The 14,648-nt window shown below is 37.3% G+C and carries 15 protein-coding genes; 5 read left to right on the top strand and 10 right to left on the bottom strand.

Translation table 11 applies throughout. The annotated features are described in order from the left end of the window. Positions 1–137: 137 nt before the first annotated feature. Positions 138–470 (bottom strand): SMR family transporter, encoded by a 333-nt coding sequence (locus C0W29_RS16760; RefSeq protein WP_065191205.1) that lies wholly within the window; start codon positions 468–470, stop codon positions 138–140. A gap of 522 nt (positions 471–992) precedes the next feature. Between C0W29_RS16760 and C0W29_RS16755 the strand changes: the two genes are divergently transcribed. Together C0W29_RS16755 and C0W29_RS16750 are read left to right on the top strand one after the other, a co-directional pair. After that, positions 993–1,439, top strand: coding sequence for a septal ring lytic transglycosylase RlpA family protein (locus C0W29_RS16755; RefSeq protein ID WP_045041431.1), 447 nt, complete (start codon positions 993–995; stop codon positions 1,437–1,439). Between the two features lie 59 nt (positions 1,440–1,498). Next, positions 1,499–2,257 (top strand): hypothetical protein, encoded by a 759-nt coding sequence (locus C0W29_RS16750; protein WP_045041430.1) that lies wholly within the window; start codon positions 1,499–1,501, stop codon positions 2,255–2,257. 68 nt (positions 2,258–2,325) lie between these two features. Here C0W29_RS16750 and C0W29_RS16745 read toward each other — a convergent pair whose 3' ends face one another. Further along, on the bottom strand, positions 2,326–3,054 hold the full coding sequence (locus C0W29_RS16745) for a DUF2076 domain-containing protein (protein WP_045041429.1): 729 nt from the start codon (positions 3,052–3,054) through the stop codon (positions 2,326–2,328). Positions 3,055–3,447: 393 nt separating this feature from the next. Continuing rightward, complete coding sequence (locus C0W29_RS16740) at positions 3,448–4,167, bottom strand: HAD family hydrolase (protein ID WP_235869042.1); 720 nt, start codon at positions 4,165–4,167, stop codon at positions 3,448–3,450. A 233-nt stretch (positions 4,168–4,400) separates the two neighbouring features. On the opposite strand from C0W29_RS16740, the gene C0W29_RS16735 reads away from it, so the two are divergent. Next, the gene (locus C0W29_RS16735) at positions 4,401–4,742 is read left to right on the top strand and encodes a hypothetical protein (RefSeq protein WP_146146375.1); all 342 of its coding nucleotides are present in this window, start codon (positions 4,401–4,403) and stop codon (positions 4,740–4,742) included. A 58-nt stretch (positions 4,743–4,800) separates the two neighbouring features. Here C0W29_RS16735 and C0W29_RS16730 read toward each other — a convergent pair whose 3' ends face one another. Further along, on the bottom strand, positions 4,801–5,127 hold the full coding sequence (locus tag C0W29_RS16730; protein ID WP_036790885.1) for a hypothetical protein: 327 nt from the start codon (positions 5,125–5,127) through the stop codon (positions 4,801–4,803). A 230-nt stretch (positions 5,128–5,357) separates the two neighbouring features. Here C0W29_RS16730 and C0W29_RS16725 point away from each other — a divergent pair, with 230 nt between their 5' ends. Next, on the top strand, positions 5,358–7,097 hold the full coding sequence (locus C0W29_RS16725) for an amidohydrolase (RefSeq protein WP_045044864.1): 1,740 nt from the start codon (positions 5,358–5,360) through the stop codon (positions 7,095–7,097). Positions 7,098–7,175: 78 nt separating this feature from the next. Here the strand turns inward: C0W29_RS16725 and C0W29_RS16720 are convergent, their stop codons facing one another. Both C0W29_RS16720 and C0W29_RS16715 read right to left on the bottom strand, forming a co-directional pair. Then, complete coding sequence (locus tag C0W29_RS16720; RefSeq protein WP_045041427.1) at positions 7,176–7,673, bottom strand: hypothetical protein; 498 nt, start codon at positions 7,671–7,673, stop codon at positions 7,176–7,178. A gap of 190 nt (positions 7,674–7,863) precedes the next feature. Continuing rightward, complete coding sequence (locus C0W29_RS16715) at positions 7,864–9,249, bottom strand: class II fumarate hydratase (protein WP_045044826.1); 1,386 nt, start codon at positions 9,247–9,249, stop codon at positions 7,864–7,866. A 290-nt stretch (positions 9,250–9,539) separates the two neighbouring features. On the opposite strand from C0W29_RS16715, the gene C0W29_RS16710 reads away from it, so the two are divergent. Next, positions 9,540–9,842, top strand: a complete 303-nt coding sequence (locus C0W29_RS16710) for a PepSY domain-containing protein (RefSeq protein WP_235604204.1) — start codon at positions 9,540–9,542, stop codon at positions 9,840–9,842. 65 nt (positions 9,843–9,907) lie between these two features. On the opposite strand, the gene C0W29_RS16705 is transcribed toward C0W29_RS16710, so the two are convergent. From C0W29_RS16705 to C0W29_RS16690, 4 genes are all read right to left on the bottom strand, one after another. Continuing rightward, on the bottom strand, positions 9,908–10,090 hold the full coding sequence (locus C0W29_RS16705) for a hypothetical protein (protein ID WP_036790879.1): 183 nt from the start codon (positions 10,088–10,090) through the stop codon (positions 9,908–9,910). Between the two features lie 158 nt (positions 10,091–10,248). Further along, positions 10,249–11,139 (bottom strand): nucleotidyl cyclase domain-containing protein, encoded by an 891-nt coding sequence (locus C0W29_RS16700; RefSeq protein WP_146145258.1) that lies wholly within the window; start codon positions 11,137–11,139, stop codon positions 10,249–10,251. Positions 11,140–11,636: 497 nt separating this feature from the next. Continuing rightward, positions 11,637–12,218 carry a DUF1415 domain-containing protein gene (locus tag C0W29_RS16695; protein WP_045041425.1) on the bottom strand — a complete coding sequence of 194 codons (582 nt, stop codon included), beginning with the start codon at positions 12,216–12,218 and terminating at the stop codon, positions 11,637–11,639. Positions 12,219–12,324: 106 nt separating this feature from the next. Then, a complete protein-coding gene (locus C0W29_RS16690; RefSeq protein WP_045044824.1) occupies positions 12,325–14,337 on the bottom strand; it encodes an exoribonuclease II in 2,013 nt (670 codons plus the stop codon). Positions 14,338–14,648: the final 311 nt, after the last annotated feature.

The raw sequence follows: 14,648 nt of genomic DNA, 5'->3' as shown, positions 1-14,648 counted from the left end.
TATTTATCATTAGATATGTTTATTGATTAAGTGTTTCAAAGTATGTCAGAACTGCTTATTGATGGGTTGGATATAGATCGATAAAAAGAAGGTTCTATGTTCTTATTGTTATCGATCTATTTAAAGATGGATAGTAATTAGTGCGAAACAGTATTCGATAAAAGATTAACCACTAGCACGCCGCTAATAATTAATCCAATCCCAATAATAGCAGGTAGGTCTAAACGTTGACCGTAGGCAAAGTAGCTAATAGTCGCAACCAGAACAATACCTGCACCACTCCAAATAGCATAAACAATTCCAACGGGCATTGTTTTGACTGTAATCGATAATAAAAAGAATGCCACTGCGTAACCGACAATAACAACGGTACTCGGTACTAATTTAGTAAATTGCTCTGCTTTAGGAATAAAAGAGGTGGCAATGACTTCAAAAATAATCGCAATAGCAAGTGCGATCTGTGGTGGCATTGAGATTAATAGTTTAAACATAGTGGTTTTCTACAGGAATTGAAAACGTGCATTCTAAAGATCTTTTAAGTAGGCGACTAGCGTAAGTTTGAGTAATTAATTATTACTTTGTATCAATAATGATCGAAGTCTGCGAGGCATTTTGCTACGTATATTGCAATGCAGTTAGGCTAGATTACCTTTTAAAAAAATATTTAATGGCTATAAATTGTATTGATGGTAACAACATAATGTTATTTTTAATAATTAAATATTGGTATGTAATTTGCTGTATTTACCTTGTCATTATTTGTTTTTACATTGGAAGTAAAAATAAAGGTGGTGTACACAGTATGTTTTATTATTCTCTTTTTGTAGCCGACATTATTCGTAATGTCGGTTTTTTTTACTTTTAAAACAATAATGTAGGATTTTTTTCGTTTTTTACTTACATTTGATGGTAGAATTTAACAAGTAATTGATTGTTTTGTTTTGATTTATAGGTAATTAGTTGAATAGGTTAGGCTAGGTGGAGGTTACAGTATGAATTGGTCTGTTATACGGTATTGGGGATTGGGTACATTGGCTCTTATTATTGCGTCAGGGTGTACAACCTCTGATCAACCTTCTAATAAATTGACCGCAGATACTAAGCGCCCTGTATTAATTATTAAACCAGTTGAGCATAAAAAATCGAATAAAGTTATTTATGGTAAAGCATCTTTTTACGCCAATATGTTTCAAGGCCGTAAGACTGCAAACGGGCAAATTTTTGACCAAGGTAAATTGACGGCTGCGCATCGTACATTAGCGTTTGGTACTAAAGTAAAAGTGACTAACGTGAGTAATAATAAAAGTGTGATTGTCACTGTTAATGATCGTGGGCCATTTGTGCGTGGACGTATGATTGATTTATCAAGCTCAGCATTTAGAGCAATTGGTAATACGCGTTCAGGAGTCTTAAACGTCAAAATGGAAATTTTAAAATAATAGCAAGGAAGTAAATTGAGCAATATGAAGTATTGGTACGTTAATGAGGGAGTTTGGTTATGATTTTGGAAACACTGAGCCAGTCGGTATCGACGGTTTTACATAATAAAAAAAGGTTATTAAAAGCCTTACTTATTCCTTTTTTAGTGACGTATTTTTTACGCTCCATGAAAGTCTCTGTGGCAGGGAATGAATTATATAATGAAATATTAGTATATATATTTAATATAGCGATCTTTTTGACCTCTTCGATTATTTGTTTGCGAACTCAACAAATCTTAGATAAACATGATACTGATGACACCGCAGATGCACCATGGCAAGGGATTAAATTTGATCCTCAGCAGCGTCGCTATAGCGCATATCTGTTTGTATTATTTATTTTATTATATGCTATTTGGAGTGTAGTCCAAGCGGATTATGCCATGGCGAGTAATGGTTTTGTTTATAGTTTGATGCTGGTGCTAGGTGTTGTTGGATGGGTGCTATTTTCGCGTTTATCCTTTGTCTTACCTGCAATTGCCTCCGGAAAAGAAGCTTCGTTTAAAGATGCGTTTGCGATAACAAAAGATAAAAAGTTGTATGCGTTTGTGATTGCTGGGTTATTACCCGTTGCTTTTTACATGTTATTTATTGGGTTGCCAATCTTTTTGTTGTTCGCTAATCCTAATTTAGCAATGGGACTTAAGTTTATTTATATCTTTATATGGGGAGTTATTGTTATAGCAATTCCATTTATTATTGCAGCAATTGAAGCAACGGCATATCGTGCCTTAATGGATAAATCGAAAGCAACAGAAATCTCAAATCCAGTCTAAATAAATTGATCAAACAATATAAAAAAAGAGCGCTTTGCGCTCTTTTTTATTAGTTCGTAATAACGAGCTTAGAAGTCGTCGTCGTCACCACCGAAATCGCCGCCAAAGCCGCCATCGGTATCACCAAAACCACTATTATTAGCGAAAGTATCATCGCCGCCGAAGCCTGAATCACCAAATCCGCTGTCATCACCAAAACCAGCGTCACCAAAACCACCAGTGTAGTCAGAAGCAAAGCTATTTGAATCATCATTTAAGAAGCTTGAATCATCAGCTTGTGGATCTGTGGTTGCGTCTGCAGCCGTATCTGTTTGTGCTGTATCAGTTGCCGTTGTATCTGCTGCTGGATCCGCCGCTGGTGCTGGATCTGCCGCTGCTGTTTCAGCTGGCTTATCATCAAACAGCATATTGCTGATAACACTACCAGCAACCATACCTGCCGCAACACCTGCTGCTGTTTGCATGAAGCCACCAAAAGCACTTGGTTGGCGAGCTGGTGGCTGTGGCGGTTGTGGAGGCGCTTGACGAGAGCCGCCAAACATACGGCTCATGGTGCCACGGTTTGATTCTTCTTTGTAATACTCAGCATTTTTCTCTAAGTAATCATTTTTTTCTTTTAACTGCTTAAGTGCCATCTCTTGCACAAGTACTGCTTGTGTAAGTTTGTAGATAGCATCTGGCTGTGCGCCAATTTCAGTATTAATAAGTTGTTCTGCTTCTGCATCTTTTTTGCTTTCAGGGCTTTTTTGGAGCTTAGCAGCAACGCTTTGAATCAGTTCTTTTTCTTGTGGAGTCATGATTATTACCTTCTCAATACCCTGTCATTGGTAGGGTGTACCGTTGCTTGGTTGATGAGTTTTCTATCATCAGCCTTGCTAAATAAGATTACTCACAAATTACATTATTCGCATAAAGATATTGAACAGGTGATGAATGCACCATTGTAATTTGTAAATCGAAATAGAATGCGCGAATACTGTATTACGTTCGTTGTACTACATCTACAGTTTGCTACAAGATATTTCATTTAGTTTGTTACTATCTGTAAATGGGTACTGAAAATGTATTATCAAGCATAGTCGTAGAATTTATTTATCGTTTGTTAACATGCTCTCATTATTGAGAGCGTGTTATAGTAAACATGTTGCCTAATTTGGAGGGATGTTCTGGCAAGTAGTACCATTTAATCATTAACGTAGAATATTATTATCATGTCGCCAATCCATGATAGTCCAGTCCTTCATCTGGGCATGCATAGCCAATGTAGGATCCGGATTAACGGCGAAAGGTTTATTGACAACGTTAAGCAGTGGTAAATCATTGGCAGAGTCACTGTAGCCATAACTGCCTTTATAATTATGATCTTGTTGTTGCAGCCATATTTTTAAGCGTTCAACTTTGCCTTCTTTAAAACTCAGTATTCCGGTTGTTTCTCCGGTATATACACCATGGTTTTGCTCTAAATTAATGGCAATAACATCATTGATACCAAGAATCGTTGCAATAGGTTTAACGAGATGCTCACTTGTTGCTGAAATAATTAAAATATGATCACCACGTTTGCGGTGCCACTCAATACGCTCAAGGGCTTGTTGGTATATTGCTGGAGTAATAATGTCTGTAATAAATTCATCAACCAGTGGCTTTATTTGTTGGGGGCTTTTGCCTTTTAGTGGCGCAAGCGTAGCTGTCATGTAACTGTCCATATCGAGTGTACCTTTGGTATAGGCAGCCATCATTGCTTGTTCTTGTGTTAATAATGAAACTGGGGCTAACCCTTTAGTAACAATGAAATTATTCCATAGGCTGGCTGAATCGGCAGCGATCAATGTTTCATCTAAATCAAAAATAGCAAGATAAGTCGGCATGGCTGCTTTGGTGTTAGTTATTGTTTGGGTGGTAAATGACACGTGTAATTCCTTAATATATTTATTGTTATATTTATAATTGTGGTGTAATTCGCTTTAGAGTAGGAAATAGTGATGACATTTTTATGATGTTTGCGTGGCTTTTTTACTACATAGATTGATAGGTGAATTAAGCTGTAATGATAAGTTGTTGCAATATAAAAATGATCTTATGTTCTTTCAGTTATTACAGGTGTAGTTTAAATCAAACTATATCTATCTATACAGAGGGAATAATGATGAGTAATACCATGATCACGATTAGAGCAAACTGTATTAATGATCTTAATTTTGCTGCTGAACTAGCGCAGCAACAGGTTGTTGTTACTGATATTGAGCAAATACAAATTCAATTAGCTAATGATACGACAGTATTATTTAAAAAAGATGCGGCATTACAGCATTATTTGAATACTTTGCTAGGGATAAATTTAAAACGCGTGTTTCGAAATAATGCGCATCAGCTTAATCATCTTACTGAAAAATCAGTCAATATTGACGGCACATTATTATTATTAAAAGACGACGGTGATTGGCTACGAATGCAATGTGATAGCGGCACACTGGCTAAATTATAAACCCATGAGAGCGATTTACGGCCAGCCTATGCTGAATATGATAGATTGGCCATATGCATTAGCTGATGATCGCTTCACATACCCGTTCGTTATTCGTGTAATAGTAGCGATGATGGCTATCAGGTGTATTGTCAGCAAAGGTCTTATCGATAACATAAGGTGTGCCTTTGGCAAAGAACCAGATAAATTGCTCAATGGCTTCATCAAATTGCGCTTCGGTGGCATGTTTAGTCGGGCGTGAGAATTCAAAGCGAGTTAACTTTGTGGTATCGATGATTGAACAACGCTCAAAATCATTAAACCCCAGTTGCTTGAGGTCAGGCTGTGGCATACCGCCAGGCACCATATGTGAAGGTACTGTTAGCACTGCTTGAGTAAGATTCATCGTATATTCGTCCTTATAATATCTACTCATCTATTTAATAACTGTAACTGAGTTTACGGTTTCTCTCTAGCTTTAAATGCAAATAACCATCTTTGAGATGATAAAGAATATCATATATTCAGTCGTGTCGATTAAGTGTGAATGATGTTTTAAAATGAACAAATTATTCGGTTTTTACAATTAGTTAGTCTATGTTTGATGAACTCTAGATTTAAGGATAAATCATGTTTATGAAACAGACTAAAATAGCATCTTCTTTATTGTTTTTTGCATCAGTTGTTTCTCACTCTGCTTTTGCTGAACCATCAAATTTACCGATGACAACGATTTTTTATGGTGGTCCAATTATCACTATGGAAAACGATCAACCGACAGCTGAGGCTGTGGTTACAAGTCAGTATGGTAAGATCGTTTATGTTGGCTCTGAGCAGGAAGCATTAAAGCAATATCCCGATTCTAAAAAAATAGATTTGGATGATAAAGTGCTAATGCCTGGCTTTATTGAACAACATTTGCACCCATTTTTAGGGGCGTTGACATTAAATATGCCCGTGATTGCACCTGAAGAATGGCAATTGCCTACTAAAACGTGGCCAGCGGTTACTAATCATGATGATTATATTGCGGCGTTAATTGTTCAAGAAAAAGCCTTAAAAGATCCTAATGAAACACTTTGGACGTGGGGGTTTAATAACTATTTCCATGGTGAATTATCCCGTCAGCAACTTGATAAAATATCAAAAACACGTCCTATCGGAGTATGGCATCGCTCTGCGCATGAGTTTTATGTGAATTCGGCATTTATTAAGAAATACAACTTAAATCAAATGGATGTCGATAAGCTTGGTAAAGAGGTTGCTGGTCAAGTTAATTTAGATAAAGGCCATTTCTTGGAAGGTGGCGCATTAATTTATTTATTACCACGGATCGCGCAAGATTTAGGGAATGAGCAGCGCTTTACCGCTGGATTAAAGCAGTTGGTAACGATGCTTCATCAAAAGGGGGTAACTGCATATAACGAACCTGGAGCGTTCATTCCTGACTATATGGTTGATACTTATCTTGATGTTTTAGGTAGTGAATCGACACCAATGTATTCTTTTTTTACTCCAGAAAGTAAAACACCTTACTTTACTAAAGGAAAAGAGGGTGTATTAAAAGAAGTCGAGAGAATTACGACCACCTTACCGGAAACAGGTAAAGTTCGCTTCTTTGATAAACAAGTTAAATTATTATTTGATGGCGCTATTATTTCGCAGTTAATGCAAATGAAAGACGGCTACCAAGATGGTCATCATGGTGAGTGGATTCAAACCCCTGCAGATGTTGAGGCAATCACAAAGATTTTTTGGGAAAATGATTATCAAGTGCTGGTGCATGTAAACGGTGATCTTGGAGTTGAGAAATTAATTGAGATTTTAGAAAAGCGTCAAGCTGAATATCCGCGTAAGGATCACCGTTTTACTATTATTCATTTTGCTAACTCGACTGATGCTCAGGTGAAAAAACTGAAGTCATTAGGCGCTATCATTAGTGTGAATCCTTATTATGTTACAGGGTTTAGCGAAAAATTTGGTGAAGTTGGTTTAGGAAAAGAACGTGCCCATGCAATGGTACGCTTGGCAACGATAGAGAAAGAGAAAATACCCGTATCATTGCATTCGGATGCGCCAATGGCACCTTCTGATCCGTTATTACTCGCATGGAGCGCTGCAACTCGAATCACAAACTCGGGTAATGTTGTTCGTCCTGATCTAGCATTGTCACGTGATGCTGCATTAAGAGGAATTACTATTGAAGCCGCTTATTCTTGGGGGCAAGAACAGAATTTAGGTAGTATTAAAACAGGCAAGATTGCCAACTTTACTATCTTAGAGCAAGATCCGTATAAGGTTGAATTGAAAAAATTAAAAGACATACCAATATATGGTACTGTTTTTGAAGGGAAATTATTTCCTGTTGATAAATAAGATCATGGTAAGGCAACGTTAGAATTGAAAAAACCGCCTTAACTTAAATTAAGGCGGTTTTTTATAAAGGAATAAAGATTAATCTTTAACCCATTGATCATTAACTTTTTTCAGTGATACATTTTCGTTAACTGTATCAACGGTTTGTCCCGCTTTGAAATCGCCGTATTTCGCGCCAAATGCAACAACCATTACTTCAGCTGCAAGGTTGTTCTTTAGCGTATGTAAAGCTGATGACATGTCGTCTTTTTTCGCATCAGTTGCGGTGTCTGTTGCAGGAGCTTGTGGCTTAGCTGCAAGTGCTTTCATTGAATTTTTAAATTCATCTAAGCTCTTATTGGCAACCAAATCGTAACTTACTTGTGCTTTGTAGTCTGTTTTAGTATCAAGTAGTACTTTAGTAATCTTCAGGTTTTTTACTTCAAAAGGTGTAGTTTCTGCTGTAATACCAAGATTAGGTTGCTCATATTGGCTTGTTTGCACAACATTAGTAATAGTGGATTCGTCAACTTTATCACTACAACCAGCTAAAAACAGTGTTGATGCGATAGCTGCGGCTAAAACAAATTTTTTCATTAATAATGCTCTTTGGTTGTAAAAGATACCCAGTAACAAGGTGTCGAACTGGTGTCTATTTACATTATACGTTACATCCAGTTTTACTATTGGACAAGTAATGACAGTGATTTATTGCTTAATACTAACATTAATTGTAATAATGATTAAAAACTGAACAATGTTTTCTATTTTGGTGTTAGAACGAGACTTATTTTGCAATACCGCCTTGAGTGAGTTTTTTAGGGTCTAATAATGATTCAAGCTCGGTTCTACTTAAATCAGTTTCTTGTTCTGCGACATCAATAATAGGTCGTTTCTCTTTATAGGCTTTTTTTGCAATTGCCGCTGCTTTTAAATAACCAATAACAGGATTTAAGGCTGTTATAAGTATCGGGTTTTTACTGAGTGCTTGTTTAAGGTGTTCATCACGAACAGTAAATGTAGTAATAGCCTTATCCGCTAATTGAGTTGCAGTCGTTGCTAATAAGGTAATACTTTGTAGTAAGTTATAGGCTATAACTGGAAGCATAACATTGAGTTGAAAGTTACCTGATTGGCCAGCAACAGTTATTGTCGCATCATTACCTATCACTTGTGCAGCAACCATAGCAGCAGCTTCAGGGATCACTGGGTTTACTTTGCCGGGCATTATTGATGAGCCTGGTTGTAATGGTTCTAACTCAATTTCGCCTAAACCTGCGAGTGGGCCTGCATTCATCCAACGTAGATCATTGGATATTTTCATGATGGCGACAGCAAGGGTTTTTAATTGGCCAGATAATGAGACAACAGCATCTTGACTGCTCATACTGTAAAAGAAATTACTACTGGTACAAAAAGGTACAGCGGTTGCAATGGCTATGTTTTTTGCGAAGATAGCAGCAAAATGTGGATGGGTGTTAATGCCCGTCCCAACAGCAGTGCCACCTTGTGCTAATGCAGAAACATTTTCTAAAGCGAGTTCAATACCACATCGTGCATGTTCAATTTGGCTTTGCCAGCCGCCTAATTCTTGCCCTAAGGTTATCGGCATTGCATCCATTAAGTGAGTACGACCAGTTTTGACGCAATCATTAACTTGTTGACTTTTCTTTTCTAGGGCTTGTTCTAGATGGCGTAAAGCGGGCAATAATTGCTGGTGGCAGGTTAATGCGGCACTTACTTGAATCGCTGTCGGAATCGTGTCGTTACTACTTTGTCCGCGGTTAACATCATCATTAGGGCTAATTATGATGCCTAGTTGTTGTGAGGCTAACGTAGCAATAACCTCGTTAGCATTCATATTAGAACTTGTGCCAGATCCTGTTTGGAAAACGTCAATTGGGAATTGGTCATGATGAGCACCATCGATGATGAGTTGGCAGCTATCAATAATAGCATGTGCTGTTTTATCATCCATGAGTTGTAGCTCAAGATTAGTACGTGCCGCAGCCTGTTTAATATAGGCTAAAGCTTGAATAAAGGCATCTGGCATCGTCAAATCACTGATCGGGAAATTATTGATTGCTCGCTGTGTTTGAGCCTGATAAAGAGCATCTTGTGGCACCTTAATTTCACCCATACTATCAGTTTCGATACGGTATAATATTGACATAATGTTATCCTTAAAATTAATGTTGTTTCATAATGGCAATATGTATGAATATAGCGCTATCGTTAATAATTACCATAAGACGATAATTTATATTATAGGCTACTGTCTGCATTGATTTTTATTGATATCATAGTTTGCGAATACGTTATCATTCGTATTGCTATTATCTAATCAAGACTAAATAAGATCGTTTTATTCCAATTGTTGGTGCAGTTATTGCTTTATATAAGCAAAGTAATGCTTAAATGGTCAATGTTAACCATAGCGATAATGCTATTTAAGGGGTAAAAGTGATTCGAAGTATAAAAGTATTATTCATTAGTAGCAGTATGTGCTGTTTATTACAAAGCTATGTAGCTAATGCCGACCCGATTGATACTTCTGTGGTTAAAATGTTAACTATTCCTTCTGCAATGAAACAGCTTGAATCTAATGGTTATTATGATTTTCGAATGATTAAAGTCGAACGTAAACATAATGAGATTGCGGTAAAAGCGCGTAATAAGGCAGGGCAACAGGTTGAGTTAGAAATGGATTTATACTCTGGTGCTATTTTACATGAACAAGCGAATAACGCAGAAATTCAGCAGTAGTAATTAATTGATAATATTAAACAATGGATAAGAAAGGCAACGATCCTGACTTATCCATTGAGAGGTTATTCATCATCGTTAAAAATTCGGCCTTCTAGGGAGTATGGATCGTTTTCATCGTATAAATTATGGTGCCCACGAATACGCTTTAGGTTTTTTTCAAGGGCTTTAGCCTGCTCAAAATGACCTTCTAGATAGGCAATGGATATTTTTTGCTCCATATCTTCAATTCTATCTTGGTTGTTCATTTTAATCCTCCCATGAGTTGCTTACGATTAATTAACTACCTCTTATTATTTTATACCAAATTTCTAACTAGGTAGTGCAGTCCTAATACGAATCTTTAATCGTTTCAAACGTAACATTTTAGTTAGCTTGATTGTCTCGGCTTTTGTTTGTCCGTCTGTTAGAGCAATGCTTCGTTCCTATCTGCGATATATATTTGATTTTTTTTCTTATTCGTTCGTTGTGCGGTCTCTAATACATCAATAGCCTGTTGTAAGACGGCTGCTGCAGTTTGATCATTAGTAGAGTCACTGATCCCAATACTGACACTGACTTTCATTGTTTTTTTACGGCCTTTTTTAGGTTTTACTGTTTGTTCATCGGGTTGACTATCCGTTGTTATTGGTTCGATGACGTGCTTCTCTGCTGCAAGGTCGTGTTGTAACTGTTCTAATAGAGATTGACACTCAACACCGTTTTTATGTTCAAAAATCACAATAAACTGTTGCGATACAAAATACAGATGTTGTAAGCATTGAGTATGCTGAGTTAATAGCGTTGCAATAGAACGTTGAATATCTGCCACGGCTTGTGGGTGATGTTTCTCGATAATTTTATTGGGGTGATCAATAGCAATAATTGCGATAGCGTAATGAGGATGTAATCGAGCTAGCATCTGGGAAAGTGCGCGGTGGTCGGCAAGTTGAGTCGATGGATCATAAAAGCATTGTTGATAACGGCAGTATCCTAGATCGACTAACAAAAATAGAGCGCAAACAATAAAAGCACTACTTGAAATAAACGGATAGTGGAAAAAGATAAATGTGGTAGTAGCTAATAAACTACATACAAAGATATGGCGATCGATACGACGATGATATCTAATTGCTAATGCGCCAGCACAGCAGCTTATTGCAAGATTAAACACAATTAAAATTAGTGGCAATGATGAAATATTGTGATAAGTAAAAAGGTGGATTCGTTGCCAGTTTGAAAAATCTGCTTGATAGAAATAGCTAATGATTGCGCCAATTCCACATTGGATAATAACTAATAATAGTAATGCTACCATGCTGAAAGAGAGTAGCTTTGGAAGCTGTAAAAAACGGAGCAACAAAAGGTTAATGGGCAATAGTGTCGCTAAAAGACAAAATATTAACTTGGTATCTGTGTTTGCTAACGAGGTTTGGAGCCAATAAAGAATAACGCTATAGGCAACCAACATTATAATAGCAATGACTCCACTTTGGGCTTGAGGTAGTTTGTAATTGAGTATTATGACTATACCGAACAATGCGAAAGGGAGGTTAATCCATAGCTGTGAATAGGTAGCAATAAAAGGTGTAAACAAAGGATAGCTAATAATCATTAGTACGGTGATAAGAAAGGGGAGTATGAAGCGAGCATTCGGTGAATGTAAACGAGACAATAACAGCATTGAATGATGAGCCCTAAACTGAAAACCAAGTAGATCATTAACATAGCAAATAAACAACGACAATAACTCGATATTGCCGTCATTTTATTGTGATAACTTTACGCAGTAATTAAGTAATGCAAAACGTATAGTTATTTTATTAGGTAGGGGAATAGCTGACGCATTTGTTCTGGGGTTAAGTTTTCAACACATTCAATGTTTCGATCTGGAATTGCTTCTGGATTCGGGTAGTGTTTGATTACTTTTGCCATGCTTTCTTCGCGAATAAGATGAAAAACAGGGTACGGTGAGCGATTAGTTAGATTTTCTGCATCATCAGGCTCTGCACCATAGAAACAGTAATCAGGGTGGAAACTTGCTATTTGATAAGTACCACTTTTACCTAACTGCACCACTAACCCTTCGACTAGATCAAGAAATTGGTTGTAGTCATCAAATTCTTCAAATAAATAGGGCGCTACTACCAAAATAGTTTCAAGTGTTTCTGGTGGTGTTTCGTCAAGCTCTTTGAACTGCATATAAATAGTTTCAAGCAGATCATTTTCATTATCATCTTCGCTAACAAATATTTTTATTTGCTTATTACGATTAGGCTTAGCAGCAAAAGGGCATAAATTAAGCCCAATGACGACATCTTCTAGCCATTGTTTTACTTGCTGCTCGATAAGTTGAATCTTTTCTGATGGGTGATTTTCTGGAATGTTATTTGACATTGAGTACTGACTTCTTTGAATTATTTATATTGGAATAATAGTGTGAAAGCTGTAAAAAAGGCCAGTGAACACTGGCCTTGTATTGACGTAAAGCCGATTTAAATCGTTATGCTTTTTCTGGAGCGTCTGTTGCTTGTTCTGGCGCCGGTGTAACTTCTGGCGCAGGGTATTGCTGTACAGGTTTAGCGACTAATTGACGTGTTGCAGTGCGAACTTCTGCTAATTTCACATCAAAGGTATCACCCAGTTGGTATTCTTTAACACCATCAATACTGATAATGCCAAGCTCACCACTACATACAATACGCTCTTTGTTATCAACAATCAGCGATCCAGGTATAAATGCAGCAGCGCCATTTTCAAGTAGGCGCACACGCATACCTGCGCGATTAATATCAAAGATTTCGGCTTTAAAGACAGTTTCTTTCTTCACTGCATCTTTAAGTAAACGGACGTATAACCAATCAGACACATCACGTTCAGCCATGCGATGATGACGACGATGGTTAGCAATTTCATCGCCCACATTATCATCAGGTTTCTGCGTTGGCTCGTTACCTGTGATTAATGCTTTAAGTAAACGGTGATTGATCATATCGCCGTATTTACGGATTGGAGATGTCCATGTTGCGTAAACATCCAGACCCATTGCATAGTGTGGTGCTGGAGTATTAGCGACTTCACTATAAGCTTGGAATTTACGTAAACGGTTATCAAGGTAAGTGCTATCTAGAGTATTTAACCAACGACGTAATGCACTAAAACCTTCTAAAGTAACAATTTCTTCTTTAGTAAACGGTGCTTCTGCATTAGTAATAAATTCCATCGCAGTATCAAGTTTTTCATGATTGAAACCGCTATGAACGTTAAATACACCTGTTGCAAATTTTTCTTGTAAAGCGCGACCCGCACAAATGTTAGCGGTGATCATCGCTTCTTCGATCATGCGGTTAGCAATACGACGTAGGTCTGTATGAATAGCAACAACGTCGTTATCTTCACTTAACTCAAAACGGTAATCAGGACGGTCGGGGAATACCACTGCATTCGCCATACGCCAATCTGAACGTAGTGTTGCAAAACCTTGTAGAGCAACAATTTGTTGCTCTATGATTGGCGTTGGTGTCCAGTTGTCACAATGACCGTTTTCAAGGAAATCAGAAACATTGTTATAAGATAAACGACCTTGAGACTTGATCCATGCCCCAAAGAAAGAAATATCGTCTTGAATGACACCAGTATTATCAATTGAAACACGACAGCATAAAACAGGGCGTTTTTCATTCTCGATAAGTGAACATAATTCATCACTTAGTTCACGTGGCAGCATTGGAATATTACGGCCAGGAAGATAAATGGTAAATCCACGCTCACGGGCTTCATCATCCATCTTATCGCCAACGGCAATATAAGAAGTAGGATCAGCAATCGCAATCGTTATTTCAAAGCTACCGTCATCGTTAGCGACAGTATATAAAGCATCGTCCATATCTTTAGTTGATTCACCATCAATAGTAATGAAAGGTAAATCAGTTAAGTCTTGGCGTTCAATGCCTTCATCAAGCATGGTCCAGCTATCTTGTGGTGCTGGTTCAGCGTTCGGTAGTTGGTGGCGAGCAAGTGTGACCCACCAAGGTGCAATCTTGTCATTACTGTCAGTGATTTTTTGGTTCACTTCACAGAAGAACGGTTGATTACTACCAGCAAGAGGGTGACGAGTTAGTTCAGCAACAACCCAATCACCTTCTTTTAATGTTTCTGGATTCAGGACTTTTGCTGCACGTGCCTTAATCGCTTCTTTTAGTTGTGGGTGATCAGGAATAACATGCAGACGATTACGAATCAGTTTTACACGACCAATAAATCGTGTAATTGATTGTTCAATAAGCTCTTGCGGTTCAGCAACTTCGCGCTCTTTTTCGGTACGAAGTACGGCTATAACACGATCACCGTGCATAACGTTTTTCATATATACCGGTGGAACGAAGATGCTTTCTTTGTTATCAGTCTCTAGAAAGCCAAAGCCACGATCTGTTGCTTTGATATAACCTTCCTTTTTAGGAAGTGTCTCTTGGATTTGCTTTTTTAGCTGTGCTAACAGCGGGTTATCTTGAAACATTATGTCTGGTCTCAGATTATCGACATAGACACTATACGTTTTTGGTCATATAAAACCAATATTTGACTGTCTAAATTTTCGTTGGACATTAGCATGGCTCATATAATCAACAGCTTAGGTCTAATCTGTGGTGTTTTATATTATAAAGTAAATATTTCATGACAAGATATGATTAAAAATATAATTTATGGTGGAAATATTAATTAGAAACAAAAAATAACTTTAAGTAGGTATATCTCATACTTTTAGCTTATGAGATAGAATCAATTAGGACAATAAAAATTGGTTATTGTATAAAAAGTTATTTAAAA

The sequence above is a fragment of the Photobacterium kishitanii genome (assembly GCF_003026355.1).
Lineage (GTDB): Bacteria > Pseudomonadota > Gammaproteobacteria > Enterobacterales > Vibrionaceae > Photobacterium > Photobacterium kishitanii.
Note: the sequence above shows the minus strand (reverse complement) of the source record. Positions and strands in the feature narration are given on the sequence as shown.

Excerpts from the sequence above, each read along its gene's own strand:
- C0W29_RS16750 (WP_045041430.1), top strand. The coding sequence starts at position 1,499 with ATGATTTTGGAAACACTGAGCCAGTCGGTATCGACGGTTTTACATAAT.
- C0W29_RS16700 (WP_146145258.1), bottom strand. The coding sequence starts at position 11,139 with ATGGTAGCATTACTATTATTAGTTATTATCCAATGTGGAATTGGCGCA.
- C0W29_RS16735 (WP_146146375.1), top strand. The coding sequence starts at position 4,401 with ATGATGAGTAATACCATGATCACGATTAGAGCAAACTGTATTAATGAT.
- C0W29_RS16760 (WP_065191205.1), bottom strand. The coding sequence starts at position 470 with ATGCCACCACAGATCGCACTTGCTATTGCGATTATTTTTGAAGTCATT.
- C0W29_RS16745 (WP_045041429.1), bottom strand. The coding sequence starts at position 3,054 with ATGACTCCACAAGAAAAAGAACTGATTCAAAGCGTTGCTGCTAAGCTC.
- C0W29_RS16755 (WP_045041431.1), top strand. The coding sequence starts at position 993 with ATGAATTGGTCTGTTATACGGTATTGGGGATTGGGTACATTGGCTCTT.
- C0W29_RS16705 (WP_036790879.1), bottom strand. The coding sequence starts at position 10,090 with ATGAACAACCAAGATAGAATTGAAGATATGGAGCAAAAAATATCCATT.
- C0W29_RS16715 (WP_045044826.1), bottom strand. The coding sequence starts at position 9,249 with ATGTCAATATTATACCGTATCGAAACTGATAGTATGGGTGAAATTAAG.
- C0W29_RS16730 (WP_036790885.1), bottom strand. The coding sequence starts at position 5,127 with ATGAATCTTACTCAAGCAGTGCTAACAGTACCTTCACATATGGTGCCT.
- C0W29_RS16725 (WP_045044864.1), top strand. The coding sequence starts at position 5,358 with ATGAAACAGACTAAAATAGCATCTTCTTTATTGTTTTTTGCATCAGTT.
- C0W29_RS16720 (WP_045041427.1), bottom strand. The coding sequence starts at position 7,673 with ATGAAAAAATTTGTTTTAGCCGCAGCTATCGCATCAACACTGTTTTTA.
- C0W29_RS16695 (WP_045041425.1), bottom strand. The coding sequence starts at position 12,218 with ATGTCAAATAACATTCCAGAAAATCACCCATCAGAAAAGATTCAACTT.
- C0W29_RS16690 (WP_045044824.1), bottom strand. The coding sequence starts at position 14,337 with ATGTTTCAAGATAACCCGCTGTTAGCACAGCTAAAAAAGCAAATCCAA.